The 18,465-nt window shown below is 72.7% G+C and carries 13 protein-coding genes, 1 tRNA gene and 1 pseudogene; 2 read left to right on the forward strand and 13 right to left on the reverse strand.

From position 1 onward, the window contains the following. Window positions 1–83: 83 nt before the first annotated feature. A tRNA-Cys gene (locus tag ACZ6SQ_RS14185) sits at window positions 84–158 on the forward strand. A 93-nt stretch (window positions 159–251) separates the two neighbouring features. Here ACZ6SQ_RS14185 and ACZ6SQ_RS14190 read toward each other — a convergent pair. From ACZ6SQ_RS14190 to ACZ6SQ_RS14235, 10 genes and pseudogenes are all read right to left on the reverse strand, one after another. Next, a pseudogene (locus ACZ6SQ_RS14190) lies at window positions 252–692 on the reverse strand (SUKH-4 family immunity protein); the annotation flags it as partial. Between the two features lie 185 nt (window positions 693–877). Then, window positions 878–3,187 carry a xanthine dehydrogenase family protein molybdopterin-binding subunit gene (locus ACZ6SQ_RS14195; RefSeq protein ID WP_469560807.1) on the reverse strand — a complete coding sequence of 770 codons (2,310 nt, stop codon included), beginning with the start codon at window positions 3,185–3,187 and terminating at the stop codon, window positions 878–880. Further along, window positions 3,184–4,758 (reverse strand): (2Fe-2S)-binding protein, encoded by a 1,575-nt coding sequence (locus tag ACZ6SQ_RS14200; protein WP_469560810.1) that lies wholly within the window; start codon window positions 4,756–4,758, stop codon window positions 3,184–3,186. Before ACZ6SQ_RS14200 ends, ACZ6SQ_RS14195 begins: the two co-directional genes overlap by 4 nt. After that, complete coding sequence (locus ACZ6SQ_RS14205) at window positions 4,755–5,648, reverse strand: FAD binding domain-containing protein (RefSeq protein WP_469560812.1); 894 nt, start codon at window positions 5,646–5,648, stop codon at window positions 4,755–4,757. The genes ACZ6SQ_RS14200 and ACZ6SQ_RS14205 overlap by 4 nt, the downstream gene beginning before the upstream one ends. A 224-nt stretch (window positions 5,649–5,872) precedes the next feature. Continuing rightward, window positions 5,873–7,510, reverse strand: a complete 1,638-nt coding sequence (locus tag ACZ6SQ_RS14210) for a beta-N-acetylhexosaminidase (protein WP_469560815.1) — start codon at window positions 7,508–7,510, stop codon at window positions 5,873–5,875. A 1-nt stretch (window position 7,511) separates the two neighbouring features. Continuing rightward, window positions 7,512–8,351: a carbohydrate ABC transporter permease gene (locus tag ACZ6SQ_RS14215; protein WP_469560997.1), complete on the reverse strand. Its 840-nt coding sequence runs from the start codon at window positions 8,349–8,351 to the stop codon at window positions 7,512–7,514. Window positions 8,352–8,404: 53 nt separating this feature from the next. Next, complete coding sequence (locus ACZ6SQ_RS14220) at window positions 8,405–9,349, reverse strand: carbohydrate ABC transporter permease (protein ID WP_469560819.1); 945 nt, start codon at window positions 9,347–9,349, stop codon at window positions 8,405–8,407. Beyond that, window positions 9,346–10,638 carry an extracellular solute-binding protein gene (locus ACZ6SQ_RS14225; RefSeq protein WP_469560822.1) on the reverse strand — a complete coding sequence of 431 codons (1,293 nt, stop codon included), beginning with the start codon at window positions 10,636–10,638 and terminating at the stop codon, window positions 9,346–9,348. The genes ACZ6SQ_RS14220 and ACZ6SQ_RS14225 overlap by 4 nt, the downstream gene beginning before the upstream one ends. 236 nt (window positions 10,639–10,874) lie before the next feature. Then, window positions 10,875–11,162 carry a DUF3039 domain-containing protein gene (locus ACZ6SQ_RS14230; RefSeq protein WP_356690570.1) on the reverse strand — a complete coding sequence of 96 codons (288 nt, stop codon included), beginning with the start codon at window positions 11,160–11,162 and terminating at the stop codon, window positions 10,875–10,877. A gap of 29 nt (window positions 11,163–11,191) precedes the next feature. Beyond that, entirely contained in the window at window positions 11,192–11,764 is a 573-nt protein-coding gene (locus ACZ6SQ_RS14235) for a YqgE/AlgH family protein (protein ID WP_386379746.1), read from the reverse strand. Between the two features lie 243 nt (window positions 11,765–12,007). On the opposite strand from ACZ6SQ_RS14235, the gene murA reads away from it, so the two are divergent. Next, on the forward strand, window positions 12,008–13,348 hold the full coding sequence (gene murA, locus ACZ6SQ_RS14240) for a UDP-N-acetylglucosamine 1-carboxyvinyltransferase (RefSeq protein ID WP_386379747.1): 1,341 nt from the start codon (window positions 12,008–12,010) through the stop codon (window positions 13,346–13,348). A 184-nt stretch (window positions 13,349–13,532) separates the two neighbouring features. Here the strand turns inward: murA and ACZ6SQ_RS14245 are convergent, their stop codons facing one another. The 3 genes from ACZ6SQ_RS14245 to ACZ6SQ_RS14255 form a co-directional block, all read right to left on the reverse strand. Then, entirely contained in the window at window positions 13,533–13,814 is a 282-nt protein-coding gene (locus ACZ6SQ_RS14245; protein WP_386379748.1) for an HU family DNA-binding protein, read from the reverse strand. Window positions 13,815–14,356: 542 nt separating this feature from the next. Beyond that, the gene (locus ACZ6SQ_RS14250) at window positions 14,357–15,778 is read right to left on the reverse strand and encodes an NAD-dependent malic enzyme (protein ID WP_469560827.1); all 1,422 of its coding nucleotides are present in this window, start codon (window positions 15,776–15,778) and stop codon (window positions 14,357–14,359) included. A 364-nt stretch (window positions 15,779–16,142) separates the two neighbouring features. Continuing rightward, the gene (locus tag ACZ6SQ_RS14255) at window positions 16,143–18,440 is read right to left on the reverse strand and encodes a HelD family protein (RefSeq protein WP_469560829.1); all 2,298 of its coding nucleotides are present in this window, start codon (window positions 18,438–18,440) and stop codon (window positions 16,143–16,145) included. Window positions 18,441–18,465: the final 25 nt, after the last annotated feature.

Raw genomic sequence — 18,465 nt, forward strand, 5'->3', positions numbered from 1 at the left:
CTCTTGAGTCCCGAACTGGCCCCGCCGTACGGTCGTTTCACCGAGTCCGGCAGGGGCCGAGAGCCCCGGACGGATTCACCGCCGACCGTGTGCCCGAGTGGTTCAGGGAGTCGCCTGCAAAGCGACTTACGCGGGTTCGATTCCCGCCACGGTCTCCAACGCCCGGCCGCCCGTGGGGACTTCCCACGGGCCGGCCGTCGTGTCCCCGGCTTCTGGCGCCGGGCCCGCGCCTAGGCCTGTCCGATGCCCGCCGAGCCCTCCAACAGTGCGCTCTCCCGGCGTACTTGCCACAGCGAGAAGGCGAGCGTGGAGACGTCGGTGGCGAGCGGGTGCAGGGTGCCCTCCGGCTCGCTCCAGTCGAGGACGGTGCCCGTGCGGCCGTCCAGGACGACACCGCTGTCCGCCGTGAGCCGCCCGAGACGGATCAGGTGAGCGACATCACAGCCCGCTCCGGCCGGCAGGGGCAGCTCCGGGCGCTCCTCCGCGCAGTACTCCACGACCGGCGCGAGCGGTATGTCCGTGTCCAGGCGGAAGAGGAAGCCCTCCTCCGGCAGCCCGGTCTCGCGCAGAAAGCGGCGGGTGGGCTGGTGCGTGAGGGCCGTCGGGAAGTCGACGTCCTCGAAACGCACCACCCGGCCGCGGCCGAACTCGCGGTCCAGCAGACGGTAGGGCAGGTCCAGCGCCAGCCCGGACCGGCCCTGTGCGAACTTCGGCGGCAGCCGCAGTGACGGCTCGCAGCTCAGCAGACTCATGATTCCCCCGTGCGTGGTCGTGCCAGGGCACGGCAGCCGACCCCGGCGGCCGCCTCGCCCACTGCCAGAAGACTACGCGCCCCCACTGACAACGCCCCGCCCTTGTGGACGACGGGGACGCCGCCTCACTGCCCGGGGACCACCACGGCCGCCTGCGGCCGGATCGGCAGCCGGTTCACGGGCCGGCCCGTGGCCGCGCGCACCGCTGCGGCGACCGCGGCCGGGGAGGCCACCACCGGCACCGCGCTGACCGGCTTCGCGCCGAACGGGGCGACCACGTCCCGCTCCTCGACCAGCTTGACGATCCTGATGTCCGGGGCGTCCAGGGCCGTCGGCAGCGCGTAGCCGGTGAGGTCCGGGTGCCGGATCGTGCCGCGCGGTGTGCGCAGGTTCTCGGTGAGCGCGATGCCCACGCCCTGGGTGACCCCGGCCTCGATGCGCGCCGCGAGCTGCGCCGGGTTGAGCACCCGCCCCACGTCCTGCGCGACGGCCAGCTCCACCACCCGCACCGAGCCCAGCTCGACGTCGACGTCCACCACGGCGCGGATCGCGCAGAAGGCGAGCCCGACGAACGCGTCGCCCTGCCCCGCCTCGTCCAGCGGCTCGGTGGGATGCGGGCGGCACTGGGCGGTGGCCCAGAGCTCCTTGCCCTCCATCGCCTCCGTCACGGTGGTCGACAGGACGCCGTCGTAGGACGTGATCTTGCCGTCGGCGATCTGGAGCAGCTCGGTGGACATGCCGAACTTGTGCGCCAGCGGCTGGAGCAGCTGGGTGCGGACCATCTTGGCCGCGCGCTCCACCGCTCCGCCGGACACCCAGGTGTGGCGTCCGCGGCAGCCCGGGCCGGCGGGCGGCTGGTCGGTGTCCACGGGCGCGACGTGCACCTCGTCGACGCCGAGGGTCTCCTGCACGATCTGCCGAGCCAGCGTGGAGAAGCCCTGGCCGGTCTCGACGGCCGCGCAGAGCACCGTCGCGACGCCGTCGTGGACCTTCACGGTCGCCGTGGAGACCTCGTCCGCGCCCTCCGCGCCGAGCATGTGCACCATGCCCAGGCCGTAGCCCACGCCCCGGCGCACCGCGCCCGGCTCGCCCGCGCCCTCGGGGCCGCCGGGCAGCAGCCACTCGTCCTCGGGGGTGTCCTTGGGCAGCGCGGGCAGCGGGAAGTCCCGTACGGCCTGGAGGAGTTCGGCCACCGGGGCCGGGCAGGTCACGGTCTGGCCGATGGGCAGCACGTCGCCGGTGGCCAGCACGTTGCGCAGGCGCAGCTCGGCGGGGTCGACGCCGAGCTTCTTGGCGAGCTTGTCCATCTGCGCCTCGTAGGCGGCGCACACCTGCATGGCGCCCTCGCCGCGGACATGGCCCGACGGAGGGTTGTTGGTGCGGACGGCCCAGCCCTCGATGAAGGCGTTCGGGACGACGTAGGGGCCGCAGGCGAAGGAGACGGCTGCGGCGAGCGCCTCGGAGGAAGTGTCGGCGTAGGCGCCGGCGTCGAGCAGGATCTGCGCCTCGACCTTGACCAGCCTGCCCTCGGCGTCGGCGTGGTGGCGGTAGCGCAGCAGGGTGGGGTGGCGGTGGGCGTGGCCGAGGAAGGACTCCTCGCGGGTCGCCGTCAGCTTCACCGGGCAGCCGGTCCGCAGGGCGAGCAGGCCGAGCGGCAGCTGGAAGCCCTGGTCCTCGCGGTCGGCCGTGGCGCCGGGCACCCCGGTGACGACGATCTTGACCTGCTCGGGCGTGAGGCCGTAGCAGGCGGCGAGGGTGTCGCGGTCGGCGTGCGGGTCGGTGGAGGCGGTGTACAGCTCGACGCCGCCGTCCGGCCGGGGCACGGCGAGACCGGCCTCGGCGCCGATGGGGGCGGGGTCCTGGCGGCCGATGCGGTACAGGCCCTCGACGACGATCTCGCCGTCGGCCTCCGGGTCGCCGTGGCGCAGCGGGATGTGCCGGATCAGGTTGCCGTCGGGGTGCAGCGGCTCGGCCTCGAAGGCCTGCTCGGGGTCGGTGACCGGGTCGAGCACCTCGTACTCGACGATGACGGCCGCGGCGGCCATCCGCGCGGTGTCCGGGTGGTCGGCGGCGACGGCCGCGATGGGCTCGCCGTGATGCCTGACGACCTCGGAGGCGAAGACGGGGCGGTCGGCCGTGCCGCGGCCGTGCACCGGGCTGCCGGGCACGTCCTCGTGGGTGACGACCGCGCGCACTCCGGGCATCTCGCGCGCGTGCGCGGTGTCGATGGACCTGATGCGCGCGTACGGGTGCGGGGAGCGCACGACGGCCGCCCACAGCAGGCCCTCGGCCCACAGGTCGGCCGCGTACGGGAAGGTGCCCTCGGTCTTGGCGCGCGCGTCCGCCGGGGGCAGCGAGGAGCCGAGGCCGTGCGGGATCGGATCCGGGGCGGGAGCCTCCGCGGCGGTGGTCGCGGTGGCGGCATCGTTGCTCATGCCTGGCCTCCGTCCTGTCCGTGTCCGTTTCCGTACGGCTGGTCCTGCGGCCCGGAGGCCCCGAAGCCGCCGTCGAACGCCGACGGGTTGACGCCGCCCGCGCCCGGTCCGGCCTGGTGGGGAATGCGTGCCTCGTCACCGTCGTGCTCGCCGTCGGCCCCGTCGAGCGACTCACGCTCGGCGACGACCTCCTTGACGGCGTCCAGGACGCCCCGGTAGCCGGAGCAGCGGCAGAGGTTGCCGCACAGCGCCTGGCGGGTCTCCAGCTCGGTCGGCGCCGGGTTGCCCTCCAGCAGGTCGTGCACGGTCATCGCCATGCCCGGCACGCAGAAGCCGCACTGCACGGCCCCGCAGCGGGCGAGGGCGCGCTGCACGTCGGAGGGCTGCCCGTCGGCGGCCAGGCCCTCGACGGTGCGCACCTCGCTGCCGGCCGCGGTGGCGGCGGGCACCAGGCAGGAGGCCACGAGCCGTCCGTCGACCTGCACGTTGCACGCGCCGCACTCGCCCTGCGAGCAGCCGTCCTTGGCGCCCGCGAGGCCGAGCCGCTCGCGCAGCACGTACAGCAGCGACTCGCCGATCCAGGCGTCCGTGACGGGCCGGTCACCGCCGTTGACGCGCAGCACGTACGAGGCGAGGGGGTGTTCCTCGCCGGAGGGCGGGGGCGGTTCCGCGGCGGCGGGGTCCTCGGCGCCGGCCGGGGAGGCGTCCTCGGCCCGGGCGTCGGTGTCGTCGGGGTGCGGGTGGGCGTCCTCGGTGAAGGCCTCGGCGTCCGTGCCGGGCTCCTCGGGGGCCTGCGCGGCCGTGTGGGCGTCCGGGAGCGCCTCGGGGTCCTCAGGGGCGTCCGCGGCGGCCGACGGGGCCTGCGGGGCCGTCTCGTGGGCCGCCGGGGCGCCCGCGCCGGTGCGGCCGGCGTGCGGGTGTTCCGGGGCGTGCCCGTCGTGCGGGTGCGCCGCGTCCGGTCCGTCGGGGGCCTCGCCGGGGAAGGGCTCGGCGGCCGGGGCGTGCTGTCCGCCCCAGGTCCGGTCCTCGTCCCGCGGGGCGGCCCAGGGCGCGGACGCGCCGCCGGGGAGCGTGGCCGGAGCCGTGCCGTTCCACTGCTGGACGAGCGAGGAGGTCGTGTACTCGCCCGACTCGTCGGGCAGGTCGCCGCCCGCCACCGGGATGGACCACTCCCCGGTCACCTCGTGGCCGGGCGCGGGCTCCTGGACGGTCGTGTCCTCGAAGGTCCACTGCCCGGTCGAGCCGGGGTTGTAGGTGAACCGGTCGTCACCGGCGGTGCCCTGCTCGGGCGCGGGCCAGTGCGTGGCGTCGGCGGCCCCGGGCGGCATCGTCCAGGTGCCGGTGGACGAGGGGTCGGTGGCCGCCTCCGCGGCGGGGGCCACCGTGATCTGCGGCGGCACATAGCCGTGCCCGGGCGCGGCGAGCGGGCTGTCACCGGCGAGCAGGGCCTCGATGCCGCCCTCGGGGAGCTTCACGAAGGCGGTGGCGCCGTCGTCGTAGTCGCCCTGGGGCAGCGGGTCCCAGCGGCTCGGCCCCTGGGGCGTGCCCTCTCCGTGCTGGTCGTCGGTCACGACAGTGCCCTCCCCAGTGCTCGTCGGGCCAGCGCGGCGACGGTGCGCCGCAGGTGCAGTACGGCGGGCGGGAGCGGCTGCACCGAGCCGTCCTCGGCCGGGACCGGGTCGGGGATGCAGGCCGCGGCGACGTACTCGCCGAAGGCACCGAGCGCCTCGGGGACGATCGCGCGGTCGTTGTCCCAGTCGATGAGCCGGGCGACCCACTGCTCGGCCTCCAGCGGCCTGAGCGGCATCGGCGCTATGGCGCCCACCGCGCAGCGCACGCCCCGGCGGGCCGGGTCGAGGACCAGCGCGACGGACGCGGTGGCTCGGCCGGGGCCGGTGCGGCCGGTGGCCTTGAGGAAGACCTGGGGGGCGTGCAGCAGCGGCACGCGCACGAAGCCGATGAGTTCGCCACCTCGCAGCATCTCCATGCCGGCCAGCAGGTGCGAGACCGGGATCTCGCGGCGGGCGCCGCCCGGCCCGGCGACGACGACGGTCGCCTCCAGGGCGGCCAGCACGGGCAGGGCGTCGCCGGTCGGGGCGGCGGTGGCGATGTTGCCGCCGAGGGTGCCGGCGTTGCGGATGTGCGGCGGTCCGGCCGCGCGGGCGGCGGCGGCGAGCGCCGGGATCAGCGCGGCGAAGTCGGGCCGGCCCATGCGCGCGTGCGTGAGCCCGGCGCCGAGCAGGGCGTGACCGTCCTGGTACTGCCAGCCGCGGATCTCGCTGATCCGGCCGAGGCCGACCAGCGCGGTCGGCCTGAGCTGCCCGGAGTTCACCGCGGTCATCAGATCGGTGCCGCCGGCCACGGGAACGGCCGCGGGCATGGCGGTGAGCGCCGCCACGGCCTCGTCGAGTGTCGTGGGCAGCGTGACGGCCTGCGCCGCCTGCGGTGCGTGCGTGGTCAAACCGGCTGCCCCTTCCCGCTGCCCCACCTGGTCCCACCTGTGCTGCCGTACGGTACGTGCAGACAAGGCGGACGTGGCAACTCTGGCACATCATCGCAGGGGCCGAACGCGGGGGTCCGCTAGGAGGCATTCGCCCACCTCATCGAGGAGATGGTCCGTTTTCGCACGGCATCAGCGGTGCGTACGAATTGGCACTCCTTGGTGACATTAAGCCGCTTTTTCCATTATCGGTTCGGCGGCGGTCCCTCCAGCGGGCGGCCGGGGACACCGGGTCGCCGCTGCCACGGCAGGGGCCCGGACGGTGGCCGGTATCCGACACCCAGGGCGTCCAGCCGCCGGTAGTGCGCGGCCATCCGCGCCTCGAACCCGGCGAAGTCCCGTTCCGCGGGGCCGGGCAGCGCGCTCCAGGCCACCTCGGCGAAGGCCGCCAGGCGGGGAAAGACCTGGTAGTCCACGCGCCCCTGGTCCTCCATCACCTCGGTCCACACATTGGCCTGGGTGCCCAGCACATGGCGCGACTCGGCCTCGGTGAGCTCCGGCGGAACGGGTTCGAAGCGGTACACGTCCTCCAGGGTGCGGACGTATCCGATGGGCACCGGCTCGTCCTCGCCGCCGTCCTGGCGGTGGTCCAGGTACACGTGCTGCTCGGGGCACATGACGACGTCGTGACCGGCCCGCGCGGCGGCGATCCCGCCCGCGTAGCCGCGCCAGGACGACACGGCCGCGCCCGGCGCCAGTCCGCCCTCCAGGATCTCGTCCCAGCCGATGAGCCTGCGCCCGCGCGCGGCCAGCCACTTGTCGAAGTGCCCGACGAACCAGGACTGGAGTCCGTCCTCGCCGGCCAGTCCGAGTTCCGCGATACGGGCCTGCGCGGCAGGTGAGGCCCGCCACTGGTCCTTGGGGCACTCGTCGCCGCCGATGTGCACGAACTCGTCCGGGAAGAGGTCCAGGAGTTCCGTGAACACCCCTTCGTAGAAGCGGAGGGTGTTGTCGGTGGGGGCGAGTACGTTGGAGGAGATCCCCCAGTTGTCCCAGACGGTCAGGGAGGTGGTGTCGACGACGTCGGTGTTGCCGAGTTCCGGATACGCGGCGACGGCGGCCTGCGAGTGTCCCGGTACGTCGATTTCAGGGACCACGCGGATATGCCGCTCGGCGGCGTGGGCGACGATCTCCCGGATGTCGTCCTGGGTGTAGTAGCCCCCGTGCGGCTTCTCCTCCCACAGCGGCGAGGCACGGTGGCCGAATTTCGTGCGGGCGCGCCAGGAACCCACCTCGGTGAGCCGCGGGTGGCGCTTGATCTCGACGCGCCAGCCCTGGTCGTCCGTCAGGTGCAGATGCAGCACGTTGAGTTTGTGCGCGGCCATCAGATCCAGGTAGCGCAGGACGCCGTCCTTGGGCATGAAGTGCCGGGCGACATCGAGCATGAGACCGCGCCAGCGAAAGCGCGGACGGTCCCGGACCTCGATCAGCGGCAGCCGCCACCTCCGGCCCGGCAGGGGCGCGCGCCGGAAGGCGTCCGGGCCGAGCAGCTGCCGCAGCGTCTGCGTGCCCCAGAACAGCCCGGCGTCCGACCCGCCGACGAGGTCGACACCGTGCGCGGTGACGGTGAGGCGGTACCCCTCTTCGCCCAGCTCCTCACCCGCCTCCGGGTCGACGGACAGGCGTACGACGTCGTCCTCCTCCGCAGGTCCGGGGGCCAGCGGGAGACCGGTGGCCGTACCCAGCGTGGCGCGCAGCAGGCGCCCGGCCCGTTCCGCGCCCTCCCCCGCGGCCAGCCTCGTGGCCGGCCCCAGTTCGAGGAGACCGGGCCCCTGGACCGTCACCGCGCCGGGCTCGGGAATCAGATCCGTCTGTGAAGTCACGTCAGTCCTTTACCGCCCCGCCCAGTCCGGAGACCAGACGCCGTTGTACGAGTACGAAGAACACCAGCACCGGAATGGTCATCACCGTGGAAGCCGCCATGACACCGCCCCAGTCGGGGTCGTCCGGTTTGTAGAACACGAGCAGCGCCATCGGCAGCGTCGACTGCGCGGTGTCGCTGATGATGAAGGACTTGGCGAACAGGAAGTCGTTCCAGGCCGAGATGAAGGAGAACACGCTCGTGGCCACCAGGCCCGGCAGGACGAGCGGGAAGAGAATCCGCCAGAGGAATCCCGCCCGGCTCGCCCCGTCGAGGTACGCGGCCTCCTCCAGCGACTCGGGAACGGCTTTCACGAACCCCCGCAGCATCCAGATCGCGAACGGCAGCGAGAAGGCGATGTGGGGCAGGATCAGGGACCCCAGGGTGTTCAGCTGACCGAAGTCCCGCATCAGGAAGAACATCGGGATCGTGAGCGCCTCCACGGGCACCGTCTGGGCCACCAGGAACATCACCATCAAGGTCGTCCGGAAGCGGAACCGGAATCGCGTCACGGCCACCGCGGCGAGAAAGGCGATCAGCCCGGAGGCGATCACCACACTCACCGCGACGACCACGCTGTTGAGGAAGTAGCGGCCGAATTCCTGCTGTCCGAAGACCCTGCGGAAGGAATCCAGCGTGGGGGCCGACGTCCACGGCCGGGGCTCGGTCGACTCGATCTCACCGGCGGGCCGGAACGCGCCGAGCACCATCCAGTAGAGGGGGAAGGCGACCACGGCCGCGGTCAGCAGCGCGGCCCCCTCGGCAGCCCACCGCCGGGGGCGGCGCGGCAGCACGCGCCCCAGGACTCCCGCCCCGCGCCCGCCCGCCGGCACCCGCCCGCGCGGCGGCGCGCCCCTCACAGTTCCTCCCCCTGCCCGCGCAGCAGACGCAGGTACAGCAGCGTCACGGCCAGCAGGATCAGCAGCATCACCACGCCGATCGCCGAGCCGAGGCCGTACTGCGAGGAGGAGAAGGCCTGTTGGTAGGCGTACACGTTCAGCACCAGGTTCTGGCCCGCGATGCCGCCGCCGCCCGTCATGACGTAGATCTGCGTGAAGACCTTGAAGTCCCAGATGACCGACTGGACGGTGACGACGACCAGGACCGGCCGCAGCATCGGCACCAGCACCGAACGCCACACCCGCCACTGCGACGCCCCGTCCAGCTCGGCCGCCTCCAGCACCTCGGCGGGGACCGCGCGGATACCGGCGTAGACGGTGACCATCACGAACGGGAAGGAGCACCAGACCACTTCCAGCAGCACCAGGAGGAAGGCGCTGTAGCGGCCGTACGTCCAGGAGTGGCCGTCGAGCCCGAGCACCCGGTCGACCGGCCCGAAGTCGGGGTCGAACAGGAACAGCCACACCGTCGACCCGGTGACGGCGGGTGTCGCCCAGGCGCCGAGCGCGGCCAGCATCAGCGCCAGCCGCGGCAGGGCGCGCACCCGGGTGAGCAGCACGGCCAGCGCGCACCCGACGGCCAGCGTGGACACCACACAGGCCGCGGCGAACAGCACGGTCGCCAGCAGCACCTCCCGGAACCGCGGGTCGCCGAACAGCTCGGCGTAGTTGCCGAGGCCCTGGAAGGAGGTCGGCTCACCGCCGCTGACCTGGGCCTGGGTGTATTCGAGCAGGGAGATCAGGCCGAGCTGGCCGATCGGGTAGAGGAGCAGCGCGCCGAGCACCGCCAGGGCGGGCGCGAGATACCACCACGGGGTCCATCGCCCCGGGGTGCGCCGGGCCGTCCCGCGCCCGGCCGCGGCGCGCGGCCGGGCGGGGACGGCCTCCGTGCGAGCGCTCACCCGGCGGTCCCGAAGGCCTCGTCCATCCTGGACGCCGCGTCCCGGGACGCCTCGGCCACGCCCTTCCGGCCGCTGACGACCTCCTGGAACATCGTCGGCAGCACCAGCGAGGCGTCGATCCGCGCCCAGGCGGGGGACGCGGGCACGAACCTGGTTCCCGCCGCCAGCGTGTCGACGAACGGCTTCACGAACGGCTCCCGGGCGACCGCCTCGCGCCGCGCGTCGGTGTACGTCGGCAGGAATCCCATGGCGTCGAACAGGTCCCCCTGCGTCCGCTTGGAGGCCAGGCTCTTCATCAGACCGACGGCGAGGGAACGGTGGGTCGTGCTCCGCAGCACACCGATGTTGTTGCCACCCGCGAACGCCGGGGCGATGGAACCGGGCCGCACACCGGGCAGTGGCACCACCGCGTAGTCGCCCTTGACCCGGCCCGCCTCCACGGCCGCGTGGCTGAAGTCGCCCGCGATGGCCATGCCCGCCCTGCCCGCGGCGAAGGCGGTGACGGTGTCGTTGCCGGTCATGCCTGCGCACTTCGCGGCGGGGCAGTTGTCGTCGCCGAACAGCGAGGTGTACGCCGTGATGCCGCGCTGCGCGGCGGGGCTGTCGACGGCGGACGCGTAGGAGCCGTCCTTGCCGGTGGCGAGGTCCCCGCCGTGCGCCCAGACGAAGGGCATCGCGCCGTAGGTGTAGGCGCCGCCGACGGCGAGGCCGTAGAGGTCCGGCCTGGCCTTTCTGATCCTTCTGGCGGTGTCGGCCAACTCGTCCTGGCTGCGCGGCACTTCCAGACCGAGTTCGTCGAACACGTCCGTGCGGTAGTAGAGGGCGCGCACGCCGACGAAGAGCGGGGCGCCGTAGACCTTGTCGTCGACGGTGACCGAGCGGCGTGCCGTGGGGTCGGTGTCGGCGGCCTCGGGCCAGGCGGTGAACTCCTCCGTGATGTCCAGCAGTCCGCCGTCGCGGACATAGCCGGCGGTGTCGGTGTTGCCGTACTCGACGAGGTCGGGCGCACTTGCGGGGTCGTTGAACGCGGCCTTGATGCGCTGGGCGCGGGTCTCGACGGGGATGTACTCGACGGTGACCTCGGTGCCGTCGTGCGCCTTCTCGAAGGCGTCGACGACGGAGGCGACGACCTTCTCCTTGGGCCCGTTGTCGACCTCCTGGAACAGCCAGACGCGCAGGGTGCCGGACGTCTCGTCCTCGGTGGGGGTGCGGTCGGCCGTCTGCGGGGCGCAGGCGGCGAGGACGAGTGCGGCGAGGGCCAGAGCGGCCGAGTGGGGGGACAGCTTCATGGAGTGATCCTCCGGAGCGTTGCAGCATATGCAATGACGGTTTCGCTCTGCACAACACCGAGGAGGCTAGGGACTACCCGATCAGCTCCACAAGAGGTCTGAACCAGTTCGCGACATGCCGGGGCGGCCGCCCGCCCTGCCCGGGCCGGCCGGGGACCGGGACACACAAAGGCCCCCGGGAGCGCGTCGCATCGCGCTCCCGGGGGCCTTCGGACATTCGGCCGGGCGGGCCGGGACTACTTCTTGTCGCCGCCCTTGCCCTTGTCGTCCCCGCCGGAACCCATGGAGTCGTAGATCTCCTTGCACATCGGGCACACGGGGTACTTCTTCGGGTCGCGGCCAGGCACCCACACCTTGCCGCAGAGCGCCACGACGGGGGTCCCGTCGAGCGCGCTCGCCATGATCTTGTCCTTCTGGACGTAGTGGGCGTAGCGCTCGTGGTCGCCGTCGCCGTGGGAAGTCTGCGGCGTGGGCTCGACGAGGGTCCCCGTACCAGTCCCGCGCTCGGGCTCGAGAGTGCTCATACGGCCAAGGGTACTGAAGCTCACAGGCATCAGTTGAGCGAAGGGTCGTCCGGGTACGTCGCCACCATGGCCAGTTCGCTGCGCTGGCGGCGGAGCACTTCGCGCCAGAGTCTCTCGGGGGCCGGGGAGGACACGTCGCCGGGCTCGGACTCGACGACGTACCAGGCGCCGTCGACCAGTTCGTCCTCCAGCTGGCCCGGGCCCCAGCCCGCGTAACCGGCGAAGATGCGCAGCGAGCCGAGCGCCGAGGCGAGCAGCTCCGGCGGGGCCTCCAGGTCGACGAGGCCGATCGCGCCGTGCACCCGCCGCCAGCCGAGGGGGGCGCCCTCGACGGCGGAGCCGCCGGGGATCACCGCGACGCCGAGCGCGGAGTCGAGGGAGACCGGGCCGCCCTGGAAGACGACCCCGGGCTCGCCGGTGAGATCCGCCCAGGCCTCCAGGATGTCGGCCACCCCGACCGGAGTGGGACGGTTGAGGACGACACCGAGGGAGCCCTCCTCGTCGTGGTCGAGAAGGAGCACCACAGCACGGTCGAAGTTCGGGTCCGCCAGGGCGGGCGTGGCCACGAGCAGCCGCCCTGTGAGCGAGGACACCTCGGTCATGCCAGACATGATCCCGCATCTTGCCTCGGTGTGGAGGGCCAATCGCGCTTCGCGAGGGTGCGCAGCTCAGGGCAGAGGCGCGCGGTACGGGCGCACGGTGACCCCATGTGCCCGCGGAGAAACGGTTCGTGTTGTGACAAAGCCATGACCGTCCTGGGCCGTCCTCGGGCTTACGGACCCGGGGTCGACGGCGATTACTCTGTCTCTCTCTGGCCCTGCCCAACTCCACGGAACGCGAGATTCATGACCGTCAACGACGATGTCCTGCTTGTCCACGGCGGCACCCCGCTCGAGGGCGAGATCCGTGTCCGCGGCGCGAAGAACCTCGTGCCGAAGGCCATGGTCGCCGCCCTGCTGGGCAGTGCGCCGAGCAGGCTGCGCAATGTTCCGGACATCCGCGACGTGCGTGTCGTACGCGGGCTCCTCCAGCTGCACGGTGTGACGGTCCGCCCCGGTGACGAGCCGGGCGAGCTGGTGCTCGACCCGTCGCACGTCGAGAGCGCGAACGTCGCTGACATCGATGCCCACGCGGGCTCGTCGCGCATCCCGATCCTGTTCTGCGGCCCGCTGCTGCACCGTCTCGGCCACGCCTTCATCCCCGGCCTCGGCGGCTGCGACATCGGCGGCCGTCCGATCGACTTCCACTTCGAGGTGCTGCGGCAGTTCGGCGCGACGATCGAGAAGCGCGACGACGGCCAGTACCTGGAGGCTCCGCAGCGGCTGCGCGGCACCAAGATCCGGCTGCCCTACCCGTCGGTCGGCGCGACCGAGCAGGTGCTGCTGACGGCCGTCCTCGCGGAGGGCGTCACGGAGCTGTCGAACGCGGCGGTCGAGCCCGAGATCGAGGACCTCATCTGCGTCCTGCAGAAGATGGGCGCGATCATCGCGATCGACACCGACCGCACGATCCGCATCACCGGTGTCGACAAGCTCGGCGGCTACACCCACCGCGCCCTGTCGGACCGTCTGGAGGCCGCCTCCTGGGCGTCCGCGGCGCTGGCGACCGAGGGCGACATCTACGTCCGCGGTGCCCAGCAGCGCTCGATGATGACGTTCCTGAACACCTACCGGAAGGTGGGCGGTGCCTTCGAGATCGACGACGAGGGCATCCGCTTCTGGCACCCGGGCGGGCAGCTGAAGTCCATCGCGCTGGAGACGGACGTGCACCCCGGCTTCCAGACCGACTGGCAGCAGCCGCTGGTGGTCGCCCTGACGCAGGCCACGGGCCTGTCGATCGTCCACGAGACGGTCTACGAGTCCCGGCTCGGCTTCACCTCCGCGCTCAACCAGATGGGCGCCCACATCCAGCTGTACCGCGAGTGCCTCGGCGGTTCCGACTGCCGGTTCGGCCAGCGCAACTTCCTGCACTCCGCGGTCGTGTCGGGCCCGACCCGGCTCCAGGGCGCCGACCTGGTCATCCCCGACCTGCGCGGCGGCTTCTCGTATCTGATCGCCGCGCTCGCGGCCCAGGGCACGTCCCGGGTGCACGGCATCGAGCTGATCAACCGCGGCTACGAGAACTTCATGGAGAAGCTCATGGAGCTCGGCGCGAAGGTCGAACTGCCCGGCAAGGTGCTCGGCTGACGGTTCCGCGAACGCCGATGGGGCGGTCACCCGAGTCCGGGTGACCGCCCCATCGGCGTCGTTGAAGCGCCCTGGAACGGGCGCGGGGCCGAGTCGGCGTGCGGCTCCGCCGCGCGGACGCGGCCGGCCACGGACGGCCCGCGGTCGCCCACGGGCGTCCCGCCGGGACGGCGCCGACGTGGCCTTACTGACCCTTGGCGGCTTCCTTGAGCTTGGAGCCCGCGGAGACCTTCACGCTGTAGCCGGCCGGGATCTGGATCGGCTCGCCGGTCTGCGGGTTGCGCGCGGTGCGAGCGGCACGGTGGGTGCGCTCGAAGGTGAGGAAGCCGGGGATGGTGACCTTCTCGTCGCCCTTGGCGACGACATCGCCGACGACCTCGGCGAACGCGGCCAGCACGGCGTCGGCGTCCTTACGGGTCACCTCGGCGCGTTCGGCCAGCGCGGCCACCAGCTCACTGCGGTTCATGTTCTTACTCCCGTGTTCTTCTTGCCGTTGGGGCGTGCCACGCGGCGGAGCCGCAATCCGACACAGCGAAGCCGATGCTGCCAGGTTCCTCGGACAGTCCCCGGACCCGGGTCCGTCGTCGGACGCTCGCGCCCAGGCACGCATCCTGCCTCTACCTGCGGCGGTAAAGCCAATCCGGCACCCGCAGGAGTCGTGAGAACACCCTTGGGAGTCACACGACGAAGAGAGCCCGAGCCTGGCCGACACCCTAGAGGGAGTTCGGCCGGGCCCGGTTCCGCGACGCGCCGTGAAGAGGGCGTGGTGAGGTTCACAGCCGGTTCACGGCGCCGCAAGGCGTGCGCCACCGCCGCCACAGGGCCCTGCGCGGCCCGAACGCGGGCCGCCCGGCCTTCGGACCGTCCGGCGCCCCCGCGCGGCGCCGCAGGCGCCCCGCGGGGCTTCGGCCGTACGTCGCCGGCCGTCCCCGGAGTTCCCCCGGAAGGTGTGCGCCGTACGGGTTCCGGGACGGGCTGTCCCGTGGTGCGTCCCGCCGTGACGGGGGGTCAGCCGTGCTGGGCCGCGCCCGCCGCCTTGGCCGCCTCGCGCACCGCGCCCGCGACGGCGCCCGCGACCTTGTCGTTGAAGACGGACGGGATGATGTAGTTCGGGTTCAGCTCGTCCTCGCTCACCACGTCGGCGAGCGCCTTCGCGGCGGCGAGCATCATCTCCGTGTTGACGGTGCGGGACTGGGCGTCCAGCAGACCGCGGAAGACACCCGGGAAGACCAGCACGTTGTTGATCTGGTTCGGGAAGTCGGAGCGGCCGGTGGCCACGACGGCGGCGGTCTGCCGGGCGATCCCCGGGTCCACCTCGGGGTCCGGGTTCGCGAGCGCGAACACGATCGCGCCGTCCGCCATGGCGGCCACGTCGTTGCCGTCGAGGACGTTCGGGGCGGAGACGCCGATGAAGACGTCGGCGCCGCGCACGGCCTCCTTCAGGGTGCCCGTGAGGCCCTCGTGGTTGGTGTTGTCGGCGATCCAGCGCAGCGGCGAGTCCGCCGGGGCGTCCACCAGGTCGGCCCGGCCCGCGTGCACCACGCCGTGGATGTCGGCGACGACGGCGCTCTTCACCCCGGCCGCGAGCAGCAGCTTGAGGATGGCCGTACCGGCCGCGCCGGCGCCGGACATGACGACCCGGATGTTCTCGATGGCCTTGCCGGTCACGCGCAGGGCGTTGGTCAGCGCGGCCAGGACGACGATCGCGGTGCCGTGCTGGTCGTCGTGGAAGACGGGGATGTCGAGGGCCTCGCGCAGCCGGGCCTCGATCTCGAAGCAGCGGGGCGCGGAGATGTCCTCCAGGTTGATGCCCGCGAAGCCTGGGGCGATCGCCTTGACGATCTCGACGATCGCGTCGGTGTCCTGGGTGTCCAGGCAGAGCGGCCAGGCGTCGATGCCGGCGAACCGCTTGAACAGGGCCGCCTTGCCCTCCATGACGGGCAGCGCGGCCTTGGGGCCGATGTTGCCGAGGCCCAGCACGGCGGAGCCGTCCGTCACGACCGCAACGGAGTTGCGCTTGATGGTGAGGCGGCGGGCGTCCTCGGGGTTCTCGGCGATCGCCATGCAGACGCGGGCCACACCGGGCGTGTAGACCATGGACAGGTCGTCACGGTTGCGGATGGGGTGCTTGGACTGCATCTCGATCTTGCCGCCGAGGTGCATCAGGAACGTACGGTCGGAGACCTTGCCCAGCGTGACGCCCTCGATGGCGCGCAGCTGCTCGACGATCTCGTCGGCGTGCGCCGTGGAGGAGGCCGCGATGGTGACGTCGATACGGAGCTTCTCGTGACCGGACGCGGTGACGTCGAGGCCGGTCACCGAGCCTCCGGAGGACTCCACGGCGGTGGTGAGCTGCGATACGGCGGTTCCGCTCGCGGGCACCTCCAGCCGGATCGTCATCGAGTAGGAGACGCTGGGCGCCGTTGCCATGGCCGACTTCCTCTGCTTTCACCGTGTCGCGAAGTTGCCGTCCGATCGTCGCACCTACCAACGGGTACGTGGTAGCCGCCTTGAATTGCGGACGTTTTGTTCATGGGGTAGCCGAAACTTCGGAAAGCTTATTCCACGATACGAGAATCGATCTCCCGGTGCCACCCAAAACGAAGAGGCCCACGTCACATCGGACGTGGGCCTCTCCTGCGTTCATGACACCGACCCGCCATGCTCGCCTCGCGGCAAGTGGTCGCTCGCAGCGACTAAGGTTGGGCCCGGGGGCTTGGATCGAGCCGGTGTCACGCCAAGGCTAACAAACGGATCCCGCGGGGCCATTCCCGTCCGGGAAAAGATCCCTCGGTCAGTCCCGCAGCAGGTCCGGCACCCCCGCGGCGTCCGGCTCGTCCCGCTCCGCCGACACGACCGTCAGCTGCTGGGTCGCCCGGGTGAGGGCGACGTAGAGCACCCGCAGACCCGCCGGGGACTCGTCGGCGATCTCCGCCGGCGAGACGACCACCGTCGCGTCGTACTCCAGGCCCTTGGCCTCCAGGCTGCCGAGCGCCACGACCCGGTCGCCGAGCCCGGCCAGCCAGCGCCGCGCCTCCTCGCGCCGGTTCATCGCCACGACCACGCCGACCGTGCCGTCGACCGCCGCCAGCAGCCGCTCGGCCTCCGCCCGCACGCTGTCGCCCAGAGACTCCCCGGCCACGGCGAAGCGCGGCACCACGCCCGTGGACCGTACGGCGGAGGGGGACTTGGCGCCCGGCATGGCGAGGGCCAGCACCTTCGCGGCCAGCTCGGCGATCTCCGCGGGGTTGCGGTAGTTCACCGTCAGCTCGAAGCGGCGGCGCGGGCGGGTGCCCAGGGCCTCGTCACGGGCCTCCGCCGCCTCGTCCGGGTCGGACCAGGAGGACTGGGCCGGGTCACCGACGACCGTCCAGGTGGCGTGCCGGCCGCGGCGGCCGACCATGCGCCACTGCATCGGCGTGAGGTCCTGCGCCTCGTCGACGATGACATGCGCGTACTCGACACGCTCCTGGGCCAGCCGCTCGGCGCGCTCGCGCTGCGACTCCTCGCGCACCGGCATCAGCTCCTCCAGCCCGGAGAGCTGGTCCAGCGGGTCGAGCTCGCGCTTCTTGCGGGGGCGGGCCGGGGAGCCGAGGATCGCCTGGAGCTCGTCCAGCACGGCGATGTCGTGCACGGTCAGGCCGTCGCGCCGCAGGGACCGGGCGACCCGGCGGACCTCGCCGGGGTTGAGGACGCGCCGGGCCCAGCGGCCGAGGCGCCGCTCGTCGGCCATGGCCGCGAGCACGCCCCGGGGGTTGAGCTCCGGCCACCAGGCGTCCAGGAAGGCGATGAAGGAGTCCTCGCCGGTGACGTCCTCGTCGAAGGAGGAGCGCAGCTCGGCGGCCAGCTCCGGGTCGGTGTGCCGGCCCGCCGCGCCGGACCGCTCCCACAGGGCGTCCAGCAGCAGCTTGCGGGCCCGCGGACGCAGCAGGTTGACGGGGGCCGTGCCGCTCAGCGCGATACGCCGGACCTGCTCCAGGTCGGCGGCCTCCAGCTCCAGCCGGCGGCCGAAGGCGACGACGCGCAGCCGCTGCGGGGAGTCGTTCAGCTCGAGCGCGCCGCGCGCGGCCTTCCGCAGCACCCTCAGCATCCGGTACGACCCCTTGGCACGGGCCGTGGCCGGGGCGTCGTAGAGCGTGGCCTCGGCGCCGTCGACGAGCGAGCCGATCGCCCGGATGGCGACCTGGCCCTCCTCGCCGAGGGAGGGCAGCACGCCCTCGGTGTACGCCACCAGCAGCGGGGTCGGGGAGACGATCAGGATGCCGCCCGCGTAGCGCCGCCGGTCCTGGTAGAGCAGGTAGGCGGCCCGGTGCAGGGCGACGGCGGTCTTGCCGGTGCCCGGTCCGCCCTCGACGTACGTCACGGAGGCGGCGGGCGCGCGGATCACCAGGTCCTGCTCGGCCTGGATGGACGCGACGATGTCGCGCATGGTGTGGCCGCGGGCCTGGCCGAGGGCGGCCATCAGGGCGCCGTCGCCGATGACCGGCAGCTCGGCCCCGTCGAGGAACGCCCTCAGCTCGGGGCGCATCAGGTCGTCCTCCACGCCGAGCACCCTGCGGCCCTTGGAGCGGATGACCCGGCGGCGGACGACCCGGCCCGGGTCGACCGGCGTGGAGCGGTAGAAGGGGGCGGCGGCGGGCGCCCGCCAGTCGATGACCAGCGGCGCGTAGTCCGAGTCGAGCACGCCGATCCGCCCGATGTGCAGGGTCTCGGCGATGTCGGCGGTGCTGTCCGGCCGTACGGCGCCCTCGGCGGGCTCGACGGCGGTGTAGGCGCCGTCCGGTCCCTTCTTGCCGTCCTTGCCGAGCAGCAGGTCGATCCGGCCGAACAGGAAGTCCTCGAACTCGTTGTTCAGCCGGTTGAGATGGACACCCGCCCGGAAGACCTGCGCGTCGCGCTCGGCGAGCGCGCCGGGGGTGCCGACCTGACCGCGTTTGGCCGCGTCGTTCATCAGGAACTCGGCCTCGTGGATCTTCTCCTCGAGACGCCGGTAGACCCGGTCCAGATGTTCCTGTTCGACGCTGACCTCCCGGTCCCGGACCGAGTCCGGAACCGGGTCGAGCGCGGTCTCCTGTTGAGCCTGTGCGGCCACCGGGCCCCCTTCTGACGTGCTGGGC

The organism is Streptomyces sp. NPDC048600 (assembly GCF_055587025.1).

Bases quoted from the DNA above. Each gene is read 5' to 3' on its own strand.
- ACZ6SQ_RS14195 (WP_469560807.1), bottom strand. From the start codon at position 3,187: ATGAGCAACGATGCCGCCACCGCGACCACCGCCGCGGAGGCTCCCGCC.
- ACZ6SQ_RS14225 (WP_469560822.1), bottom strand. From the start codon at position 10,638: ATGAAGCTGTCCCCCCACTCGGCCGCTCTGGCCCTCGCCGCACTCGTC.
- ACZ6SQ_RS14230 (WP_356690570.1), bottom strand. From the start codon at position 11,162: ATGAGCACTCTCGAGCCCGAGCGCGGGACTGGTACGGGGACCCTCGTC.
- ACZ6SQ_RS14235 (WP_386379746.1), bottom strand. From the start codon at position 11,764: ATGACCGAGGTGTCCTCGCTCACAGGGCGGCTGCTCGTGGCCACGCCC.
- murA (WP_386379747.1), top strand. From the start codon at position 12,008: ATGACCGTCAACGACGATGTCCTGCTTGTCCACGGCGGCACCCCGCTC.
- ACZ6SQ_RS14245 (WP_386379748.1), bottom strand. From the start codon at position 13,814: ATGAACCGCAGTGAGCTGGTGGCCGCGCTGGCCGAACGCGCCGAGGTG.
- ACZ6SQ_RS14250 (WP_469560827.1), bottom strand. From the start codon at position 15,778: ATGGCAACGGCGCCCAGCGTCTCCTACTCGATGACGATCCGGCTGGAG.